Source organism: Streptomyces telluris (assembly GCF_024519335.1).
Taxonomy (GTDB): Bacteria; Actinomycetota; Actinomycetes; order Streptomycetales; family Streptomycetaceae; genus Streptomyces; species Streptomyces telluris.
Map to the genome: position 1 here is coordinate 61,266 of NZ_JANIID010000015.1, position 17,849 is coordinate 79,114.

General features: G+C 72.2%; 15 protein-coding genes and 4 pseudogenes. 9 read left to right on the forward strand and 10 right to left on the reverse strand.

All coding sequences use genetic code 11. The features are described from left to right. Positions 1 to 55 precede the first annotated feature (55 nt). The 3 genes from NQU55_RS17815 to NQU55_RS17825 all read left to right on the forward strand — a co-directional run bounded on the left by NQU55_RS17815 (position 56) and on the right by NQU55_RS17825 (position 2,824). Complete coding sequence (locus NQU55_RS17815) at positions 56 to 985, forward strand: zinc-binding dehydrogenase (RefSeq protein ID WP_256790833.1); 930 nt, start codon at positions 56 to 58, stop codon at positions 983 to 985. An 85-nt stretch (positions 986 to 1,070) separates the two neighbouring features. Then, the gene (locus NQU55_RS17820) at positions 1,071 to 1,928 is read left to right on the forward strand and encodes a helix-turn-helix transcriptional regulator (RefSeq protein WP_168095773.1); all 858 of its coding nucleotides are present in this window, start codon (positions 1,071 to 1,073) and stop codon (positions 1,926 to 1,928) included. A gap of 128 nt (positions 1,929 to 2,056) precedes the next feature. Next, positions 2,057 to 2,824 carry an SDR family NAD(P)-dependent oxidoreductase gene (locus NQU55_RS17825; RefSeq protein ID WP_168095774.1) on the forward strand — a complete coding sequence of 256 codons (768 nt, stop codon included), beginning with the start codon at positions 2,057 to 2,059 and terminating at the stop codon, positions 2,822 to 2,824. On the opposite strand, the gene NQU55_RS17830 is transcribed toward NQU55_RS17825, so the two are convergent. The 4 genes from NQU55_RS17830 to NQU55_RS17845 all read right to left on the reverse strand — a co-directional run bounded on the left by NQU55_RS17830 (position 2,775) and on the right by NQU55_RS17845 (position 8,750). After that, the gene (locus NQU55_RS17830) at positions 2,775 to 4,067 is read right to left on the reverse strand and encodes an aminotransferase-like domain-containing protein (RefSeq protein ID WP_256790834.1); all 1,293 of its coding nucleotides are present in this window, start codon (positions 4,065 to 4,067) and stop codon (positions 2,775 to 2,777) included. The two genes, NQU55_RS17825 and NQU55_RS17830, sit on opposite strands and share 50 nt — an antisense overlap. A 195-nt stretch (positions 4,068 to 4,262) precedes the next feature. Then, positions 4,263 to 5,657 carry an erythromycin esterase family protein gene (locus NQU55_RS17835; RefSeq protein WP_168095775.1) on the reverse strand — a complete coding sequence of 465 codons (1,395 nt, stop codon included), beginning with the start codon at positions 5,655 to 5,657 and terminating at the stop codon, positions 4,263 to 4,265. 158 nt (positions 5,658 to 5,815) lie between these two features. Next, on the reverse strand, positions 5,816 to 7,012 hold the full coding sequence (locus NQU55_RS17840) for a cytochrome P450 (RefSeq protein ID WP_256790835.1): 1,197 nt from the start codon (positions 7,010 to 7,012) through the stop codon (positions 5,816 to 5,818). Between the two features lie 487 nt (positions 7,013 to 7,499). Beyond that, on the reverse strand, positions 7,500 to 8,750 hold the full coding sequence (locus tag NQU55_RS17845) for a threonine synthase (RefSeq protein WP_168095442.1): 1,251 nt from the start codon (positions 8,748 to 8,750) through the stop codon (positions 7,500 to 7,502). A gap of 180 nt (positions 8,751 to 8,930) precedes the next feature. Here NQU55_RS17845 and NQU55_RS17850 point away from each other — a divergent pair, with 180 nt between their 5' ends. Then, positions 8,931 to 9,449: a hypothetical protein gene (locus NQU55_RS17850; protein ID WP_168095441.1), complete on the forward strand. Its 519-nt coding sequence runs from the start codon at positions 8,931 to 8,933 to the stop codon at positions 9,447 to 9,449. Here the strand turns inward: NQU55_RS17850 and NQU55_RS17855 are convergent. Further along, positions 9,443 to 10,438 (reverse strand): AraC family transcriptional regulator, encoded by a 996-nt coding sequence (locus NQU55_RS17855; protein ID WP_168095440.1) that lies wholly within the window; start codon positions 10,436 to 10,438, stop codon positions 9,443 to 9,445. The genes NQU55_RS17850 and NQU55_RS17855 overlap by 7 nt on opposite strands. Before the next feature lie 106 nt (positions 10,439 to 10,544). Here NQU55_RS17855 and NQU55_RS17860 point away from each other — a divergent pair, with 106 nt between their 5' ends. Continuing rightward, positions 10,545 to 11,489, forward strand: a complete 945-nt coding sequence (locus NQU55_RS17860; protein ID WP_168095439.1) for an MBL fold metallo-hydrolase — start codon at positions 10,545 to 10,547, stop codon at positions 11,487 to 11,489. A 70-nt stretch (positions 11,490 to 11,559) separates the two neighbouring features. On the opposite strand, the pseudogene NQU55_RS17865 reads toward NQU55_RS17860, so the two are convergent. The 3 pseudogenes from NQU55_RS17865 to NQU55_RS17875 all read right to left on the reverse strand — a co-directional run. Next, a pseudogene (locus NQU55_RS17865) lies at positions 11,560 to 11,688 on the reverse strand (phosphotyrosine protein phosphatase); the annotation flags it as partial. After that, a pseudogene (locus NQU55_RS17870) lies at positions 11,671 to 12,250 on the reverse strand (arsenic resistance protein); the annotation flags it as partial. The pseudogenes NQU55_RS17870 and NQU55_RS17865, both read right to left, overlap by 18 nt. Continuing rightward, positions 12,247 to 12,339: pseudogene (locus NQU55_RS17875) on the reverse strand (transcriptional regulator); the annotation flags it as partial. The pseudogenes NQU55_RS17875 and NQU55_RS17870, both read right to left, overlap by 4 nt. A 6-nt stretch (positions 12,340 to 12,345) precedes the next feature. Here NQU55_RS17875 and NQU55_RS17880 point away from each other — a divergent pair. The 3 genes and pseudogenes from NQU55_RS17880 to NQU55_RS17890 all read left to right on the forward strand — a co-directional run. Next, positions 12,346 to 12,606: pseudogene (locus NQU55_RS17880) on the forward strand (glyoxalase/bleomycin resistance/dioxygenase family protein); the annotation flags it as partial. After that, entirely contained in the window at positions 12,594 to 12,737 is a 144-nt protein-coding gene (locus tag NQU55_RS17885; RefSeq protein WP_168092029.1) for a hypothetical protein, read from the forward strand. The pseudogene NQU55_RS17880 and the gene NQU55_RS17885, both read left to right, overlap by 13 nt. 143 nt (positions 12,738 to 12,880) lie before the next feature. Then, positions 12,881 to 14,413 carry an alpha/beta hydrolase gene (locus tag NQU55_RS17890; RefSeq protein WP_168092037.1) on the forward strand — a complete coding sequence of 511 codons (1,533 nt, stop codon included), beginning with the start codon at positions 12,881 to 12,883 and terminating at the stop codon, positions 14,411 to 14,413. Positions 14,414 to 14,848: 435 nt separating this feature from the next. Here NQU55_RS17890 and NQU55_RS17895 read toward each other — a convergent pair whose 3' ends face one another. Continuing rightward, entirely contained in the window at positions 14,849 to 15,607 is a 759-nt protein-coding gene (locus NQU55_RS17895) for an ArsR/SmtB family transcription factor (RefSeq protein ID WP_168092048.1), read from the reverse strand. Positions 15,608 to 16,096: 489 nt separating this feature from the next. On the opposite strand from NQU55_RS17895, the gene NQU55_RS37125 reads away from it, so the two are divergent. Next, positions 16,097 to 16,366 carry a CGNR zinc finger domain-containing protein gene (locus tag NQU55_RS37125; RefSeq protein WP_168092049.1) on the forward strand — a complete coding sequence of 90 codons (270 nt, stop codon included), beginning with the start codon at positions 16,097 to 16,099 and terminating at the stop codon, positions 16,364 to 16,366. On the opposite strand, the gene NQU55_RS17900 is transcribed toward NQU55_RS37125, so the two are convergent. Then, on the reverse strand, positions 16,263 to 17,666 hold the full coding sequence (locus NQU55_RS17900) for an amino acid permease (RefSeq protein ID WP_168092038.1): 1,404 nt from the start codon (positions 17,664 to 17,666) through the stop codon (positions 16,263 to 16,265). The two genes, NQU55_RS37125 and NQU55_RS17900, sit on opposite strands and share 104 nt — an antisense overlap. Positions 17,667 to 17,849: the final 183 nt, after the last annotated feature.

Consider the following 17,849-nt stretch of genomic DNA (forward strand, 5'->3'; position numbering starts at 1 on the left):
CAATCTCTCGGCACACAGTCGATCCCGAAGCCGATCCCGAAAGGCCTGACCCTCCATGCGCGCACTCCTCGTCGACCCCGCCGCCCCCGGCCGCCTGCGCCTGGGCGAGGCACCGGAGCCCGAACCCGCCCCGCACCAGGCACTCGTCCGCGTCGCCGCGACCTCACTCAACTTCGGCGAGGTCCAGCACGCCCTGGCCGAGGCGCCCGCCGGAGCCGTACTCGGCTGGGACGCCGCCGGTGTCGTGGAACGCGCCGCGGCCGACGGCTCCGGGCCCGCCGCCGGCACGCCCGTGGTCACGCTCGCCCCCGACGGCGCCTGGGCGGAGCTGCGCGCGGTCGACACCGATCTCATCGGCACCGTCCCCGCCGGCACCGACCTCGGCGCCGTCAGCACCGTCCCCGTCGCCGGCGCCAGCGCCCTGCGCGCCCTGCGGCGACTCGGGCCGATCCTCGGCAAGCGCGTCCTGATCACCGGCGCCACCGGGGGAGTCGGCCGGTACGCGGTCCAGCTCGCCCGCCGCGGCGGAGCCCACGTCATCGCCTCCACCGGCGACCCCCGCACGCACGGCGACAGCCTGCGCGCCCTCGGCGCGCACGAGATCGTGACCGGCCCCGAAGCCCTCGCCGAACCTGTCCACGGAGTCATCGACATGGTCGGCGGACGCCACCTGGTCGAGGGCTACGCCCGCCTCGCCGAACACGGCACCCTCGTCTCGGTGGGCCGCGCCGCACAAGCCCCCGACACCTTCCCGCCCGCCGCCTTCTCCGGCGCCCCCACCGGACACGACCGTTCGCTGACCAGCTTCTTCCTGCTGCGCTGCACGGGACTCGGCCCCGACCTGACCTTCCTGGCCGACCTCGTCGCCTCCGGAGAACTCGAACCCCGGATCGCCTGGCGCGGCCCGTGGAACGCGGCCGCCGACGCCGTCGGCCTGCTCCTCGAACGCCGCCTGCACGGCAAGGCGGTCATAGACCTCACCTGACCTCTCCTGGGATCTCTCCTGCGACATCTCCTGACCCCTCCGCCCGGGCCGGGCCCCGGCCGGTGACGGTGCCTAAGATCGCCGGATGGACATCTCCCGGCTCCCCGCAGAGGCGCGTCAGCGACGCAGCGCCGAGATACGTGAATTCCTGCGCTCGCGCCGGTCCCGCCTGACTCCCGAGGACGTGGGAATGCCGCCCGGCGGCGGACGCCGCACCCCCGGCCTGCGCCGCGAGGAAGTGGCGGTGCTCGCCGGGGTCGGGGTGTCCTGGTACACGTGGCTGGAGCAGGGGCGCGAGATCAACGTGTCGGCCGACGTGCTGGACGCCATCGCGCGCGTACTGCGCTTCGACGCCGCCGAGCGGGAACACCTGTACCTGCTCGCCGGCCTCAACCCGCCCCAGGCGCCCGCGTCCGACCGGGAGGTCCCCTCCGGGCTCCGGCGCGTGATCGACGGCTGGCTGCCGAGGCCCGCCTACGTCATCGACCGGCACTGGAACCTGGTCGTGGTCAACCGCGCCGCCCGCGTGGTGTTCGGCTACGACGAGGGCGCCCACAACTGTCTGGTGAGCTTCTTCACCAACGCCCGCCACCGTACGGCGCTGCACCGCTGGGAGGACGCGGCGCGGGCGATCGTCGGCCAGTTCAGGACGGACGCCGCCCGCTACCCGGACGATCCCGAGTTCGGCCGGCTCGCCGCCGACATGTGCGCCGCGAGCCCCGCGTTCGCCGGCATCTGGGCGGAGCACCCCGTCGGCAGCGCCGCCCACGGCATCAAGGTGCTCGACCTCCCGGAGGCGGGGCAGCTGACCTTCGAGTACACCACGCTGCCGCTGTCCGACCTGCCCGGTCACCGGCTGCTGCTGTACACCCCCGCACCGGACACGGACACCGGCTCACGGCTGGAGGCCCTGCTGTCCACGCCGGAGGTGCTCGCGGGCTGAGCTCCCGGCATCACCGCGCACCGCCTGATGCGGCTTCAGGTTGCCTGACGCGGCCTCAGGGTGGTGGTGTCGGACCCAGGCTCAGCCGACCCTTCCGACCCGGGCCGCCCCACTTGAAGATCGTCGGCATGAAGCGATTCACCAACAAGACGGTCCTGATCACCGGCGGCACCAGCGGCATGGGTTTCGCCACCGCACAGCGGCTCCTCGACGAGGGCGCGTACGTCGTCATCACCGGGCGTGACCGGACGCGCCTCGACGCCGCCGTCGCACGGCTCGGCGCCGCCCCGGAGCGCATCCTCGCCGTCCGCGCGGACGTGGCCTCGCAGGCCGACCTCGACCACCTCATGCGGCGCACGGAGACCTGGCGCGGCCACCTCGACGCGGTGTTCGCCAACGCGGGCGTCGGGGTGTTCAAGCCGGCCGCCGAGATCACCGAGGCCGACTTCGACCACGTCGTCGACGTCAACTTCAAGGGCGTCTTCTTCACCGTCCACAAGGCGCTGCCGCTGCTGCGGGACGGCGGTGCCGTCGTCATCAACGCCTCCTGGACCCTGCACCGCGGGCTGTCCGTGGCGTCCGTCTACTCCGCCAGCAAGGCCGCCGTCCACAACCTGGCCCGTACGCTGGGCGCGGATCTCGCCCCCCGCGGCATCCGGGTCAACTCCGTCAGCCCGGGCTACATCGACACCGAGATGTACCGGAAGGCGACGCCCACGCCCGACGCCGAGGCGCGCAACGTCGCGGAGGTGCCCCTGGGCTCCCTCGGCCATCCCGGCGACGTCGCGGCGGCCGTGGCGTTCCTCGCCTCGGACGACGCCGCGTACATCACCGGCCAGGACCTCGTCATCGACGGCGGACTCGTCGGTTCTGTGCCGGCAGCGATCCAGGGGTGACGCGTGGGACATGAGACGCACTCGTCTCCCTGAGGGCGATCTCACCGGCGATGACGTCGCCCAGCCGCCGGACCCCTTCGCGGATGCGTTCAGGCGGCGGGTAGCAGAACGACAGGCGCATGTTCGTCCGGCCGCTGCCGTCGGCGAAGAAGCCGGCACCGGGTACGTAGGCGACACGGGCGCCGGTCGCCCGCGGCAGCATGGCCTTCGCGTCCAGCCCGTCGGGGAGGGTGGCCCAGACGAAGAAGCCTCCGGCCGGGGTCGTCCAGGTCACGCCCGGGGGCATGTGTGCGGTGAGGGCGTCGAGCATCGCGTCGCGGCGCTCGCGGTACATCTCCCGGAAGACCTTGATCTGGTCCGGCCAGGGCTCGGTGCGCAGGTAGCGGTCGACGGCGAGCTGCGTGAACGGGGACTGGGACAGGATCGCGGACTCGGCCGCCAGGACCAGCTTGTCCCGGACGGCGGCGGGCGCGAGGGCCCAGCCGACGCGCAGCCCCGCGGCGAAGGTCTTGGAGAACGAACCGAGGTAGACCACGTCGTGCCCGCGGGCCGCGTCGGCACGCAGGGCGCGCACCGGCTCGCCGTCGTAGCGCAGCAGCCCGTACGGGTTGTCCTCCAGGATCAGCACCCCGGCGCGGCGGCAGACTTCGAGGACCTGGTGGCGCCGCGCGGCCGAGAGGGTCACTCCGGCGGGGTTCTGGAACGTCGGCACCGTGTAGAAGAGTTTGGGGGCGCGCCCCTGGGCGTGCAGGCGGGCGAAGGCGTCGGCCAGGGCCTCGGGGACGACTCCGTCGCCGTCCATCGGGACGTGGGCGATACGGGCCTGGTACGCGGCGAAGGTGTTGATCGCCGTCACGTAGGTGGGGGCCTCGGTGACCACGGTGTCGCCCGGGTCGAGGAAGATCCTGGCGACCAGGTCCAGGGCCTGCTGCGAGCCGCTGGTGACGACCACGTCGTCCGGTGCGGCGGTGATGCCTTCGAGGGCCATGACGTCGCAGATGCTCTCGCGTAACGACCGGACGCCCTGCGCGGAGCCGTACTGGAGGGCGACCGTCCCCTGCTGCAGGACGAGGTCGGCCATCACGGCGCTGACGGTCTCCAGCGGCAGCGCCGCGACGTTCGGCATCCCGCCGGCCAGGGAGACGACCTCCGGGCGGGCCGCCACGGCGAACAGGGCCCGTACTTCGGAGGCGATCATTCCGTCCGTGCGGGCGGCGTAGCGGCTCCGCCAGGGGTCGAGCACGGCACGTTTCTCGTGCCGGCCGGGTGAACCGGGTGAATCTGATGGTTCATCGGGCTGCGACTGCATCGGCCGTCTCCCTCACCGCACCGTGACCTCGGAACGGACCCGAGGGTAGTGAGGCGGACGGGGGACATCTTCCTTCCGTCACCCGCCCGGGTGACGGAAGGAGGAAGGCGAAACCATGGCGGCCGGTGACTACTTCGGCTGCGGCGGCACCGCCACGGACGCCTGTACGTGGTGCAGGTGCACCACGATGTCGAAGGCGCGTCCGAGAGCGAGCGGCGGCGTCGGGTCGTTGGGGTACCGGCCGGGGACGACGAACGTCGGGCGCTCGGTGTTCAGCCAGCTCTTGACGGCCGGGTTGCGGCCGGCCGCGCGCAGGTCGACGTAGAAGTCGCGGTGGCGCACCTGGTCGAGGGTGTACTCGTTGCTGCCGGGCGCGGCCGGGCCGACGCTGTACGTCCCCGACTCGCCCGTCGCCGTCTTGGCGCGGTAGTCGCCCCCGTAGAAGGAGGTCCCGACGGCGAGGTAGTCGCGGCCCGCGAGCTCGCGCAGGTCCGCGCCCATCGTGACCGGGTAGTACTCGGGCACCGCGGACTCGTAGGAGACGTGCCCGTTGTGGGCCGAGACCACGATCCGTTCGCCGGTCTGCCGCTGCCACCACACGGCGGTCTCCGCCATGGTCCGGTCGCGGTGGCGGCTGGCGGCCTTCGCCTGGGCCGGGTCGCTCCAGTCCACGGTGTACTCCGTGGCCATGTGCGAGAGGATCCGGGCCTCCTGCAGCACCCAGGGGTCCTGCTTCCCGGCCTTGGACAGCAGCTGGTAGGCAGCCTCCGCGTCCTTGGCGATCGCCTTCCGCTCCGCGAGCGGCAGCGCGTTGTACGCCGCCATGCGCGCGGCCACGCCGGTGGGCAGGGCGCGCAGCGCGGCGTAGTGGCGTCGGAGCTCGGGCGCGAGGGCGGGCTCGTTGCCCTCCGCCCAGGTGAGGATGCGCTCGTACTGCTCCGGGTCGGCGTCGGAGAAGTCCATGCCCACGACCCGGATCTTGTGCGAGCCGGTGCGGTTGTACTCCCGCATCCAGTCGAAGAGCTGGGCGAGCTCCTCCGTGTTGAGCAGGGAGTACCCGTCCTGGAACTCCTCCCGCATGATCTGCCGGACGTCGCCCTTGCCCGTGAGGAGGTACGTGTTCAGCCGCGTGGCCGCCGACCAGCTGATCTCCATGGCGTAGGCGGAGAAGCCCTCGCGCCGGACCAGCTGCCTGAACAGCCGGTCCTTCACCGTGAACACCTCCTTCGAGCCGTGCGAGGCCTCGCCGAAGCCGACGATGGACGCACCGCGCGTCATCGACGCGAACGCGGCCAGGTCGCCCGCCGGCCCGCCGGGCTCGGCGGTGCGCAGCGGGTGGGCGTACCGCTCCAGGCCGGCGACCACGTCGCGGTCCGAGGCGGTGGGGCGAACGGCGGCCTGCCCGGCGGGAGAAGCGGCCGTGGCCGCGGCCGCACCGGCGGCGGCCGGGCCCAGGAGCGCGGCGAGGGCCAGGGTCAGGGCCGCTGCCGGCACTATGGAACGGCGCAATGATGCGTGTGTCATGCAGCGATGCTATCCAGGCGGGCTGGAGGGGCTGCAGGGACCGCAGGGGCTGGAGGGCCCCGAAGGCCCGGTGGCTGCAGGGACCCACCGGGCCTTCGGGGGCCCTCCGCGGAACGCTGGGGCCTTCTGGGACATGGCGGGTTTCCGGGAACGCCCGCTCACCAAGTGACCGGCAGGGCCACCGGCCCCCGGATCAGCACCTCGGTCTGCCACCGCACCTCCGCCTGCGGCGTGGCCAGCCGCATGGTGGGCAGGCGGCGGGCCAGAGTGGCCAGCAGCAGCTCCGACTCCATGCGGGCCAGCATGGGACCCACACAGAAGTGCGGTCCGTGCCCGAAGGCCACGTGCGGCGGGCCTTGGCGGTCCACGTCGATGCGACCGGGATCGGGGTAGACCTGCTCGTCCCAGTTGGCCGCGACGTAGGAGACGTAGACGAACTCCCCCTGACGGATCAGCACGCCGCCCACTTCGACGTCCTCGGTGGCGACCCGCGGCTGCCCCACCCCGTGCTTGTGCGGGATCCAGCGCAGCAACTCCTCCACCGCCTGCGGCACCAGCGCGGGCTCGGACTGCAGCCTGTCCATCAGCCCCTTCTCGGTGAGCAGCGTGTACACCATGTTGGAGGCGTTGTTGCGGACCGCGTGCCAGCCGTTGAGCCCCATGAGGGTGGCCAGCGCGAGGAGTTCCTCCTCGTCGATGCGGCCTTCGTCGACGGCGGCCACCATCGCGCTCATCAGGTCGTCCCGGGGCTCGGCCCGGCGCAGGGCGGCCAGTTCGCGGAAGTACGCCCTGGCCGCTTGCTGCACCTGCCTGGCGCGCTCGGCCGCCGCGTGGTCCGACGCCCTCGACAGCAGGGTCTGGGCCCAGTCGCGCACGCGGATGCGGTCGGCCTCCGGGACGCCGAGCAGGTCGCTGATCACCGCCAGGGGGAACGGCGAGGTGACGTGACGGATGACGTCGGCGGGCGGACCGGCGTCGAGCAACCCGTCGACCAGGCGGTCGAGTACGGCCTGGGCGCGAGGGCGCAGCTGGTCCATGCGGCGCTGGGTGAAGGCGGGCGCCACCACCGCGCGCACGCGTGCGTGATCGGGCGGGTCCACGAAGCTGACGGCCCTGTCGAGCGGGATGAAGTGCTTGGTCATCTTCGGGATGGACCGCCCGACGATGTCCCGGCTGAACCGCCGGTCCGAGGTGACGAACCGCACGTCGGCGTGCCGGGTCACGAGCCAGCAGTCCCCGTCGCCGTGCGGGAGCCGGATCCGGGAAACCGGGGCGTCTTTCAGGGATTCCCAGAGAAAGGGGTCGAATTCCAGGGCCGGTAGATCGGTGACGTCGTACAGCCGCGGACACTCCATGTCACATCCTCCTCTCCGTCATGGCTGCCCGCGGATTCCCCCGCCCTACACATCCGGCAGGAGTGACGCGCGCGTATCCCTTTTGCCGACGTGCGCAGCGTGCAATTCAGACACTCGGCACGCCATCGGTGCATCCATAGACCTGCACTACTTGTTCGTGCGTACTCCGCCGGTTTCAGCCGGCTCCCCTTCGGCCGGACTCGCTCAGCGGGCCCTGCTCATCCGCCTCCGCCGCACCCGCCGTCGGAGCCACCGGACCCGTCCGAGCCGGCCGACCCGTCGGCGTGCGTCGCCGCGCCTGCCGGGCCCTTTCCCAGCCTTCCCCCTCGTCGGGCAGGGAGGCCGCTCGCAGCGGAATCCGCGGTGGCGTACGGAAGCACCGGCGGAGCGCGGCGGCACGCTCGTCCGTCATGCGGAATCCCCTGCGTCCGCCCCTGGCGTCGTCGAGCGCCCAGAGCAGGGGCCCCGGCCTTCCCGGCGCATCTCGTCAGTCGCGGATTCCTGCAGCGCGCAGCCGCCGGGACACCTCGTCCCAGGAAGGATCGACGGGAGTGGTGAGCTCCGGCGACGCGCCCACGCCGCGGTCCTTGAAGCCGCTGGACGTGGAGATGCAGACGACCGGCCCTTCCCGCTCCACCTCCTGCCCCGCACTGCGCAGGCCGGCCAGCCCCGCGGCGGCCGAGAGCTCCGCCCACAGGCCGTGGCCGGCCAGCTCCGCCTGGGCGGCCCGCATCTGCTCGTCGCTGACCAGCAGCGAGCTGCCGCCGCTCCCGCGCACGGCCAGTACGCCCCGGATGCTGCCGACCGGGCAGTCGATGCCGTACGCGTCCGAGTCGCCGACGTCGACCCGGGTGGCCGGGACCCCTTGGCGCAGGGCGGCGTGGAGCGGGCCGCCGAGGGCGGGCTCGCAGGCGTGGATGCGCGGGACGCTCTCCGCCAGGCCGAGCCGGTGCAGTTCCGTGAACCCCTTCCAGACGCCGAAGAGCAGTTCTCCGTAGCCGGTGGGCACGAACACCGCCGAGGGGACGCCGAGGTCGGCGAAGATCTCGTACGCGACGGTCTTGTAGCCCTCGGCGCCGAAGGGGTGACCGGTGTGCGTCACCGCGAGGTTGCTGACCGGGTGCAGGCCCGTGCGGTCGACGATCAGCCGCATCAGCGGCCAGCGGTCGGCAGCGGGCACGGGCAGGACCAGCGCCCCGTAGGCGTTCAGGAAAGAGGCGACCGCGGGCGGCACGTCCGCGGACGCGAGCACGACGCAGCGCAGCCCGGCACGCGCCGCGTACGCGGCGGCGGACGCGCCGTGATTTCCGGAGGAGGCGACGACGATGCCGCTCGCTCCGACACCGACGGCGGCGCTGGTGGTGACCCGGTTGAGCCGGTCCTTGTGGCTCCATGTGGGGTTGCGGGATTCATCCTTGATGAAGACGCCGTCCCCGATGCCGATCAGCGGGGTGCCGCCTTCCCCGAGGCCGGGCGCGAGCAGCGGGGGCAGCAGTGGAGCCCACCGGTTGTGACCGGCGCCGGCCCCGGGGGCGGTGTCGGAGCCGGCAGCGGTGAACAGCGCCGAACTCGCCTTGTCGTAGGCGTAGTCCACTTCGAGCGGGTGGGCGATCGTGTCGGTGCTCGTGGTGGGGCACCCCGCGACCAGCGGCGGCCACAGCGGGTGGCGGACCTCCGGGTCCCCCAGGGATCGTTGGCTGGTGGCGAGCGAATCTCCTGCAGTCATCGACGTGGTCATGGCCGGGAGTCTAGAAGCCGTCGTCCGGCAGGGCAGGGGATAAGCAGGGCAACGGGTTCGCGAAGATGCCGCACCATGAGGGGAGCATCCGCCCGCAGCGCCGCGAGGGTGGCACGGTGCCCGGACGATGCCGGCCCTGCGTCGGCACGATGCCGGCCGAATCGACCTGGGAACGGAAAGTTGACCCCGTATTCTCTGGCGTTCTACATGAACGTCGTGACCTCCGGAACCGTGCTCGGCGCGAAGCCGACCGACACCCCTGACCGGGTTACGGAGATCCTGGGACCGGATTTCGCCGAGAACTCCTTCGACCACCACTACCTGTGCCGCGATTACGGCATGGCGGAGTTCTTCTGGGACCGGGAGTCCCCGGCCTGTTCGTGGTCCGGCCACCACTTCACCCTGCAGGTGCACCGACTGGCGCGCGGGGACAGCAAGGCCGTCAACGGGACGATCCGGGCCCGGTACGGGCGCTTCGACCGCAGACTGCGCTTCGAAAAGCTGCAGAGGCTCCTGCGGGAACGCGGAACGTCGCTCCTGGAGATCCCGCATGTTCAGGCGCCGCAGTACCGCACGTACTGGCAGCCCGATTCACGGGTGTCCGTCACCGTCATCGGCGAACGCGAGGAGGGCATCACTCCGAGCAGCCTGCGATCGGGTGATGTGTACAGCATCAGTGGCGACCGGCGTGTTCAGTGACTGCCTTGTAGCCGTGCCTGCCCCTGCCCCTGCCCCTGCCCCTCTGCCTGTGCCTGCCCCTGCGCCTGCGCCTGGGCTTGCGCCTGGGCCCGATACCGCCCCGGCGTCGTCCCGAACTCCCTGTTGAAGGCGTGCGAGAGCGCGTACGGACTGCCGTAACCGACGCGGCGGGCGACGGTGGTGAGCGTGTCCGGGGTGTCGCGGAGCAGGGTGGCGGCGAGGGTCAGGCGCCACCACGTCAGGTACGCCATCGGCGGGCGGCCGACGATGGCCGTGAACCGGCGGGCCAGCGTGGGCCGGGAGACGCCCGCGGCGGCGGCCAGGCGCTCGTTGGTCCACGGCGCGGCCGGGTCCGCATGCAGTGCGCGCAGCGCGGCGGCCGTCACGTCGTCGCTCAGCGCGCCGGGCCAGGCTCCGGCCGTACTCTCGGCCATCCAGGAGCGGATCATGTAGACGAGGAGCAGGTCGAGGAGGCTCGGCAGAGCCGTGTCCGCCCCGGCCCGCCGTGCATCCAGCTCGCCGCCCAGCAGGGCGATGGCGGCGCGGAGTTCGGGGTGGCTGCCCACGCGGTTCGGCAGATGGACGACCTTCGGCAGTTCCGCCATCAGCGGGTGCACGCGGCTGCGGTCGAGCCGGTACTTGCCGCACAGCATCTCCACGTCGCTGTCGCTGCGGCCCGTGTCGTCCTGCGTTGCGGGTTCGTCGCGCCACTGCTCGAACGGCACCGCCTTCTCCGCGGCCGCCGCGTCGAGCGTGAAATCGGCGAGCACATGGCCGGTACCGTGCGGGAGCAGCACCGCGTCACCCGCGCCGAGGCGGACCGGGGAGCCTCCGTCGGCCAGCAGCCAGCAGGAGCCTTCCAGGACGACGTGGAACCCGGCCCCGTCGTACGACGGCATGCGTACGCACCAGCTGCCGCTCGCCCGTACCCGGTCGGAGAAGGGGCGCCCGAGGCGTACGGCGGAGAGTGCGTCGCTGACCACGTCCATGGCTGTCAGGGTATCGCCGAGGGCCATCAGGCTTGAGACGCCGGCGTATCCGGACGAGCAGAACAATCATTGAGAGGCTCAGATCCCTGTCCCTAGGGTCGAGGACATGAAGAGCGAGGATGCGCAGAGCGAAAACGTGCAGGGTGTTCAGAGGCTGATGCTCGGGGACGTCGAGGTCATCCGGGTGGTGGAGTGGCAGGGCCCGCTGCTGCCGGCCCGGGGCCTCGTCCCCGGAACCACCACCGAGACGTGGAGGAACAACGAGGACTGGCTGGCGCCGGACCACTGGGAGCCGCACACCGACAGGGCGGTGTCGGCGCTGCAGAGCTGGGTGCTGCGCAGCGGCGGGCGCACCGTCCTCGTCGACACCGGCGTGGGCAACGGCCGCGAGCGGCCCGACTCCCCGCATTTCCACCACTGGCAGGGCGACTTCCTCGGCCGGCTGGCGCAGGCCGGCATCCGCCCGGAGGACGTCGACGTCGTCGTCAACACCCATCTCCACGTCGATCACGTCGGCTGGAACACCACGAGCGCAGGCGCTGAGGGGGAGTGGACACCGACCTTCCCCAATGCCGAATACCTCATCCCGGCCGCCGACGACTTCCACTACGGCCCGGACAACGGATACGGGAACGGGCTGCGGGAGGAGGACCGGCTCCTCTACGAGGACAGCATCGCGCCCATCCACAGGGCCGGCCGGGCCGTACTGTGGGAAGGCGTCCACCGCATCGACGACCACCTCACGCTGGAGCCCGCACCCGGCCACACGCCGGGCTCGTCCGTCCTGCGCCTTACCTCCGGGACCGACCGGGCCGTCTTCGTGGGCGACCTGCTGCACAGCCCGGTGCAGCTCCTCCACCCCTCCTGCAACAGCTGCTTCTGCCTCGACCAGGACCAGGCAGCGGCCAGCCGCCGCCGCATCCTGGAACGGTCCGCAGCCGAACGCGAACTGGTCTTCCCCGCACACCTCGCCGGAGCGGGCGCCATGGAAGTCCGCAAGGAGGGCGACGGGTTCGCTCTGCAACGGTGGGCGGCCTACGACAAGGCGTAGCAGAAGGGACCCGGGGGAGGATCGGGAGGCGGCGGCGTCCCGGAGTGCGACATGGCGCCCCGGCCCGACGTCATGCGCGGGCCCGGACGCCGAGTTCGGTGAGCAGGTTGCGGACGCGCTGTTCGATGTCGTCGCGGATCGGGCGGACCGCGTCGACGCCCTGGCCGGCCGGGTCGTCGAGCTTCCAGTCCAGGCGGCGGGTGAGGCAGCCGGCGTCGAGCGGGATGCCGAGGAAGCAGGCCGGGCAGGACGGAGAGGTAGAACCAGCCGAGCGCGGAGAACGCGATCACCTGGAAGACGCTGTTGAGCGCGACCAGGACGGCGGCGGCCTCGCGGTCGCCGCAGGCCGGGTCGTTCCAGATGATCACCATGGCGATGCACCGGGCGAGACCCACGATGATCAGGCCCGTGCGGTACTCGGGCAGGTCCGGCAGGAACAGCCAGGCCAGGGCGAACATCACCGCCGGGCCTACGACCCAGTTGATCACCAGTGACGGGACGAGGAGGCGGCGGTCGCGGGTGACCGTGTCGAGGCGGTCGTAGCGGACCTTGGCCGGCACCGGGTACATCATCACGAGCAGGCCGAGCGCGATCGGCAGCGGGACGCCGGTGACGGTGACCTTCGCCAGTGCGTCCCCCAGCCCGGGGACGAGGCGGCCCAGGCCGAGACCGGCGCCCATCGAGGCCAGGATCCACACCGCGAGGTAGCGGTCGAAGAAGGACAGCCGGGCCGCCACGGGGGCGGTGCTCGGGCCGGTCACGACGGCGCTTCGGCCGGCTCGGGCAGGGGCTGCCCGGCGGGGCGGGTGAGGATCCCGGCGAGACGGTCGGTCATCTCCGGCAGCAGCCGGTGGAACAGGAATCCGGCCTGGCCACCTACGAGGAGAACGACACCTCCTGCTGCTACGCCCTCCAGGACAAGGTCTGGGTCCACGGCCCCGGCCGCGAGCCCTGGGAGGTCTACGTCGTCAAGGCCGACGCCACCACCCTCGGCAAGAGCCCCGTACAGGGCACCGGTGACGGCGACGCCTGCTGCGCCGCCACCCCGGCAGCCGCTGACGACAACCGAGCCGCCGGCGAAGCAGAGCCCGCTATCGCCTGCGGATGCGGCGGGTGATCCTGCGCCCCGGGGTCGCGGCCGGCACCCGCGGGCTCATGACCTCCGAGGGCAGCCAGTCGGTCACGATCAAAGCCGACTGGCTCGACCGCCGCCTCGCTTTCGCCTTCGCCCTCCTCGGCGACGGATAGCTCTTGCTCGGCGCCTCGCGCGAAGGCGGAGAAGGGCGCGTGGCCGGGATTGGCTGTCCGGGGAGGAACCGGTCTTGCCCTCTTGATCGCAACGGGGCTGGGATGGGCGCATGACCCATCAAGACCGGCGTACGCCGCGTGCCGTGCGACACGGCGTGACCCTGGGCGCCACTGCCCTGGCGCTGCTGGCGGCCACGCTCACTCCCGCCGCTCACGCGGCTCCTGCAGCCCCACCGACCGCGGTGGCGAGCGCATCCTTACCGGCCGCCGCCTCCCCCGTGGACTGGAAGCCGTGCAGCGAGGGTTCCCCCGCTCCCGTCTCTCCCGTCTCTCCCGTTCAATGCGGCACGGTACGTGTTCCGCTGGACTGGAAGGAGCCGGCGGGGAGAACGATCGACGTCAAGGTCGCCCGGGTTCCCGCGCGCGACCGGGCCCGCCGCGTCGGCGCGCTCTTCTTCAACCCCGGTGGCCCCGGCGGGCAGGGGGCGACGATGCTCCAGTACGGCGCCGCCGACACGCTGTTCCGGGGGCCGCTGCGGGATCGGTTCGACATCGTCAGCCTCGACCCCCGGGGGACCGGTGGCAGCCAGGCCCTGGACTGCGGCCCGGTCCTCGACCCCGGCCAGGTCGTGTTCCCCAAGAGCCCCCGCGAGTACGAGGAGATGAAGCGGAACAGCCGGGCCCGCGGCGAGCGCTGCCTGGCCCGGCACGGCGACCTCGTCCGCAACGTCGACACCGTCTCCGTCGCCCGCGACATGGACGCCTTCCGCGCGGCGCTCGGCGAGGAGCGCATCAACTACCACGGCGTGTCCTACGGCACCTTCCTCGGCGCGACCTACGCCCAGCTCTTTCCGCACCGGATCCGGGCCATGGTGCTGGACGGCCCCGTCGACCACGCGACGGGCCCGGCCCGCTTCCTGCGCGAGGAAGCCGCCGAGATGGAGGGCGAGTTCAATCGCTTCGTCGCCTGGTGTGCGAAGGACAGCGCGTGCGCACTGCACGGCGAGGACGCGGGCGCGGTGTACGACCGGGTCGTGGCCCGCGCCGACCGCACCCCGATCCCCGCGCCCGGCACGAAGGTCGCAGCCGTCAACGGTGACTGGATCCGTATGGTCCTGCCCGAACAGCTCCTGCGGATGCGCCTGTTCGAGGATGCGATGGGCGTGAACGCCTGGGTCGAGCTGGCCGAACGGCTGGCCGCCGCGGACCGCCGCAACGACGCCTCCGGCATCGTCGAGGGCGGAGGCTACGTCGGCAATCCGGACAGCCCGTACACGGTCGTGTCCTGCCTGGACTTCCCGCCGCAGTTCACCGGCTACGCCGACGCCGCGGCCCGGCTGGGTCAGGCCCGCAAGGCCGCCCCGCGCACGGGCGCGGCCGCGGAGGCGTGGATCATGTCCGCTTCCTGCGCGGACTGGCCCGTCGAGGCGACCAACCCGTGGCGGCCGACCATCGTCCGCGGAGCCCCGCCGATCCTCGTCGCCGCCAACACCCACGACCCGGCGACACCGCTCCCGGGCGCCCGCCGCCTGGTCGGCCAGATCGCCGGCAGCCGGCTTCTGGTCACCGACGTGAACGGGCACGTCTCGTACTACAACTCCGCCTGCGCGCGGGAGCGCGAGACCGCGTACCTGATCAGCGCCAAGCTGCCGGCACGGCTCACCTGCCGGGACTGACGGCTCTCCGGCGCGCCGACCGGGGGCGGGCGGACCGACTGGCGGACCGACGGGCGGACCGACTGGCGGCGCGCCGACCACGGCACCCATCTGCGGTAACCGGAGTCGTGGGGCCGGGAAAGCGCTGCTCTGATGGACACGTGCGGGCACGTACCCGTGTGTCGGATGGGCAGGAGGCAAGGCATGACCGGTGGCCGACGTGAGGACGAGTCCAGGAAGGCTGCCCGCGGTGAGCGGGCACCCGGGCTCGGACACGCGGATTCCGTTTCACGTGAGGACGCGATGACCAGGCGTCTGGCCGACTGGGAGGAGGAGGGCGGGGCGCTGCCCGAACCCCAGCCCCGGTCGAAGGGGCCTGGTCAGGGGCCTGGTCAGGGACCCGCTCACCGCACCGGCCGCTGACGGGCCCCCTCCCCGGGCACCGCAATCCGTGCCTCAGCGGCGGCCCCACAGGTCCACGGGGAGGGGGCTGCCCGTCTCCAGGTACGTCTTGAGGTTGGACAGGACGGTCGACCAGCCGCCGGCGGCCTGGCGCTTCTCGGCCTCGTCGCGGAGGTTCTCATGGGTGACGGTGAGCCGGACGACGTCGCCGAGGGCCTTGATGTCGAAGGTGACCTTCGAGGGCCCGTCGGGGCGCTCCTCGCCGGGGCCGGCCCAGGTGGTCACGAGGCGCTTGGGCGGATCGCTCTCCACCACGGTGCCGACCACGTCCGCCACGCCCGAACCGTCGATGCGGACGTGCTCCCAGGAGGAGCCGACCTGCCAGTCGGAGACGTTGCTGTGGCCCCAGTAGGCGGCGGTCGCCTCGGCGTCGGTCAGGGCTTCCCAGACCTTCTCGGGCGTGGCGTGGATGTAGGTGGTGTAGACGAAGTCGGGTTTGGTGCTCATGGCGGCCTCGGCCCTTTCCTTCAGCGCGCTCAGTGCCCGGAGGCGCGGGCGCTCGAACTTGTCGATCCACCGCTCCTGGATCTCGTGGAGCGGTACGGGATTGAGGTAGTGGAGTTTTTCCCGGCCCCGCCTGACGGTGCTGACGAGGTTCGCGGCCTCCAGAAGGCCCAGGTGCTGTGTGGCGGACTGGCGTGACATCGCCAGGCTCTCGCACAGCTCACCCAGGGACTGGCCGTTGTTCTCGTGCAGCCGGTCGAGCAGGTACCTGCGGGTCGGGTCAGCCAAGGCCTTGAAGACCTTGTCCATATCGCTGCTCACCTCTCCATCATGCAGGCATTTACCTGCATGTCAATCGCGGAGCCGGGTGACGGCGTGGTGAACCGGCCCCGCAGAGGGGTTCTGACCTGGGGGGAAGGGCCCCCTTATCGCCGCGGTCGATCAGCGTCGGCGTATCCCGGGGTGCTCCTGTTCATCGTCCGCTCTCCGGCGCGCAGGCCGATCCTTCCGCCCAGCCGGCCGCCGAGGAGCGCGCCGAGGGCGGCGGTACTGGTGACGAGGAAGCGGTAGCCGGCGTGGGTCCGGCCCAGGCCCCCGTTGCCGCCGGCGATCGGGCTCAGTAGCGGTGCGGCGCAAGCGAGTGACCTGGTGCACACGGGGAGCGATACGGGAGCGAGGGTGCGCGCGGTCGAGTGCGTGGCGAAGGTGGCGGCCGGACTGCGTTATGCCCTCAGGGCGGACGGAGCCGGTCGGCTCGGCTTCGAGCCGGTCGGCAGGTCGGCCGAGCGAATCACCGGCATGCTGCTGAGCCGGGTGCACGACGCTCAGCGGGATGGCACCTGGGAGCGGCTGAAGATCTGCCGCAGTGACGCGTGCGCGTGGGTGTTCTACGACCACTCACGCAACCACTCCGCCGTGTGGTGCGCGACGGGAGTGTCGCAGGGCCGAGTCGCCCTCGGACCGCTCAAGCCGCCTCGGCGCGGGCCTCGGCGTCGTCGATCCCCAGGGGGCGGCCCGCCCGGACCCAGAGGACGTAGAGCGCCCCGGCGACGAGCAGCGTGGCGGTGAGGGAGAGTGTCGGCCAGCCGCGGAGGAGGTTCACCGCGAGGGTGAAGGCGACAGCGCCGGCGGCCGCACCGTTCAGCCACGCGAGGGCGGCCTTGCGTTCGGCGCGGGCGAAGCGGGCCATGGCCAGGAGGCCGACGAGGAAGCTCACGAAGACGGCGACCGCGTAGAACAGCACGAGCTCCTGCTCCTTCCCGGCGGCAGCCACGATGATCACCCCGGCGGCGGCCGCATGCGCGACAACGGCCCAGTACGGCGTGTGGAGGCGGTTGGTGCGGCCGAAGGCCGCGGGCAGCACGCCGGGCCGCTCCGCCGTGCCCGCTAGCGCCTTGAACAGTCCCGGGCCGGCCTGGAAGGGCGAGCTGGCCGCCGCGAGGAGCAGCAGGGAACTGGTCAGCTGGAACGCGCCGTACAGCCGGCCGGATCCGGCCGCGGCCCGGGCGATCTCGGCGATCTCGGTCGAGTCGTGGCCGGGGATGCCGATGCGCAGACGTACGGCCAGCAACGTCAGAGCCAGCGTCAGCCCGCCGACGATGACCAGGAGCAGGGCCAGCGTGCCCCGGCCGAAGCGCCGCCGCCGGGCGTCGTCGAGCTGGCCGAGCTGCGCGATCGCGGTCGAGGGCGCTTCGACACCGGTGGCCAGGGCCATCGCCACGGGAAACGCCAGGACGACCGCCAGGGCCGCCGACCGGCCCGGATCGGTGGCGGCCGGCGCCTCCCCGACCGCGTGCGGCGAGACGAAACCGAGCACGAGCACGGCGACGGAGACCAGGACGAAGAGCAGCGTCATGACGGCGAACAGCAGCCTGCCGCCGTGCCCGAACCACGTCAGCCCCGCCACCACGAGCAACAGGAGCAGCGCGAGCGGGATGCGGAACGCCGCCAGCCCGGGGAAGAGCGCGATGACGGCGCTCGCGGCCGCGGCGATGGAGATCCCGATGGTGAGCACGAAGTCCACGACCAGCGCCCCGATCGGCACGAACGTCCACCGCGGCCCGAACGCCCGCCCGGCCGCGGCCGCAGCCCCGCCGCCCTGCGGGAACCGGCGCACCAGCTGCCAGTAGTTCGCGGTGACGACCACGATCAGGCCCACCACCAGGGCCATCGTCGGCAGGAGCAGGGCGAGGTCCCCGTGCAGCGCACGCAGCGCCGCTTCGATCGCGTACGCGACGGAGGACACCGGATCGGCGATCACGGCGAAGGAAAAGGCGAAGAAGAGGACCGGGCGGCGCGGCCCGCGGCGGCTGACGGGGGCTGCTGTGACGGCGGCGGCAGGTGCACCCGGCTCGGAGGAGGCGGTCATGGCGGGGACCTTTCGCGGCGAGAGCCGGAACCCACGGAAGAGCCCGCGCGCCACCGACCGCCGACCGGACTTCCCGGCACTCCTGACGCCGAGGGTACGTCGGGATCCCGTCAAGGAGAGGCGTAAATGCCCTCAATCTCAAGGGACTTGTAGGGTCGCTCAGGCGCTGCCTGATTTCCTCGG

Excerpts from the sequence above, each read along its gene's own strand:
- NQU55_RS17815 (WP_256790833.1), top strand. The coding sequence starts at position 56 with ATGCGCGCACTCCTCGTCGACCCCGCCGCCCCCGGCCGCCTGCGCCTG.
- NQU55_RS17820 (WP_168095773.1), top strand. The coding sequence starts at position 1,071 with ATGGACATCTCCCGGCTCCCCGCAGAGGCGCGTCAGCGACGCAGCGCC.
- NQU55_RS17825 (WP_168095774.1), top strand. The coding sequence starts at position 2,057 with ATGAAGCGATTCACCAACAAGACGGTCCTGATCACCGGCGGCACCAGC.
- NQU55_RS17835 (WP_168095775.1), bottom strand. The coding sequence starts at position 5,657 with ATGACACACGCATCATTGCGCCGTTCCATAGTGCCGGCAGCGGCCCTG.
- NQU55_RS17840 (WP_256790835.1), bottom strand. The coding sequence starts at position 7,012 with ATGGAGTGTCCGCGGCTGTACGACGTCACCGATCTACCGGCCCTGGAA.
- NQU55_RS17845 (WP_168095442.1), bottom strand. The coding sequence starts at position 8,750 with ATGACCACGTCGATGACTGCAGGAGATTCGCTCGCCACCAGCCAACGA.
- NQU55_RS17855 (WP_168095440.1), bottom strand. The coding sequence starts at position 10,438 with ATGGACGTGGTCAGCGACGCACTCTCCGCCGTACGCCTCGGGCGCCCC.
- NQU55_RS17860 (WP_168095439.1), top strand. The coding sequence starts at position 10,545 with ATGAAGAGCGAGGATGCGCAGAGCGAAAACGTGCAGGGTGTTCAGAGG.
- NQU55_RS17885 (WP_168092029.1), top strand. The coding sequence starts at position 12,594 with ATGCGGCGGGTGATCCTGCGCCCCGGGGTCGCGGCCGGCACCCGCGGG.
- NQU55_RS17895 (WP_168092048.1), bottom strand. The coding sequence starts at position 15,607 with ATGGACAAGGTCTTCAAGGCCTTGGCTGACCCGACCCGCAGGTACCTG.
- NQU55_RS37125 (WP_168092049.1), top strand. The coding sequence starts at position 16,097 with ATGCTGCTGAGCCGGGTGCACGACGCTCAGCGGGATGGCACCTGGGAG.
- NQU55_RS17900 (WP_168092038.1), bottom strand. The coding sequence starts at position 17,666 with ATGACCGCCTCCTCCGAGCCGGGTGCACCTGCCGCCGCCGTCACAGCA.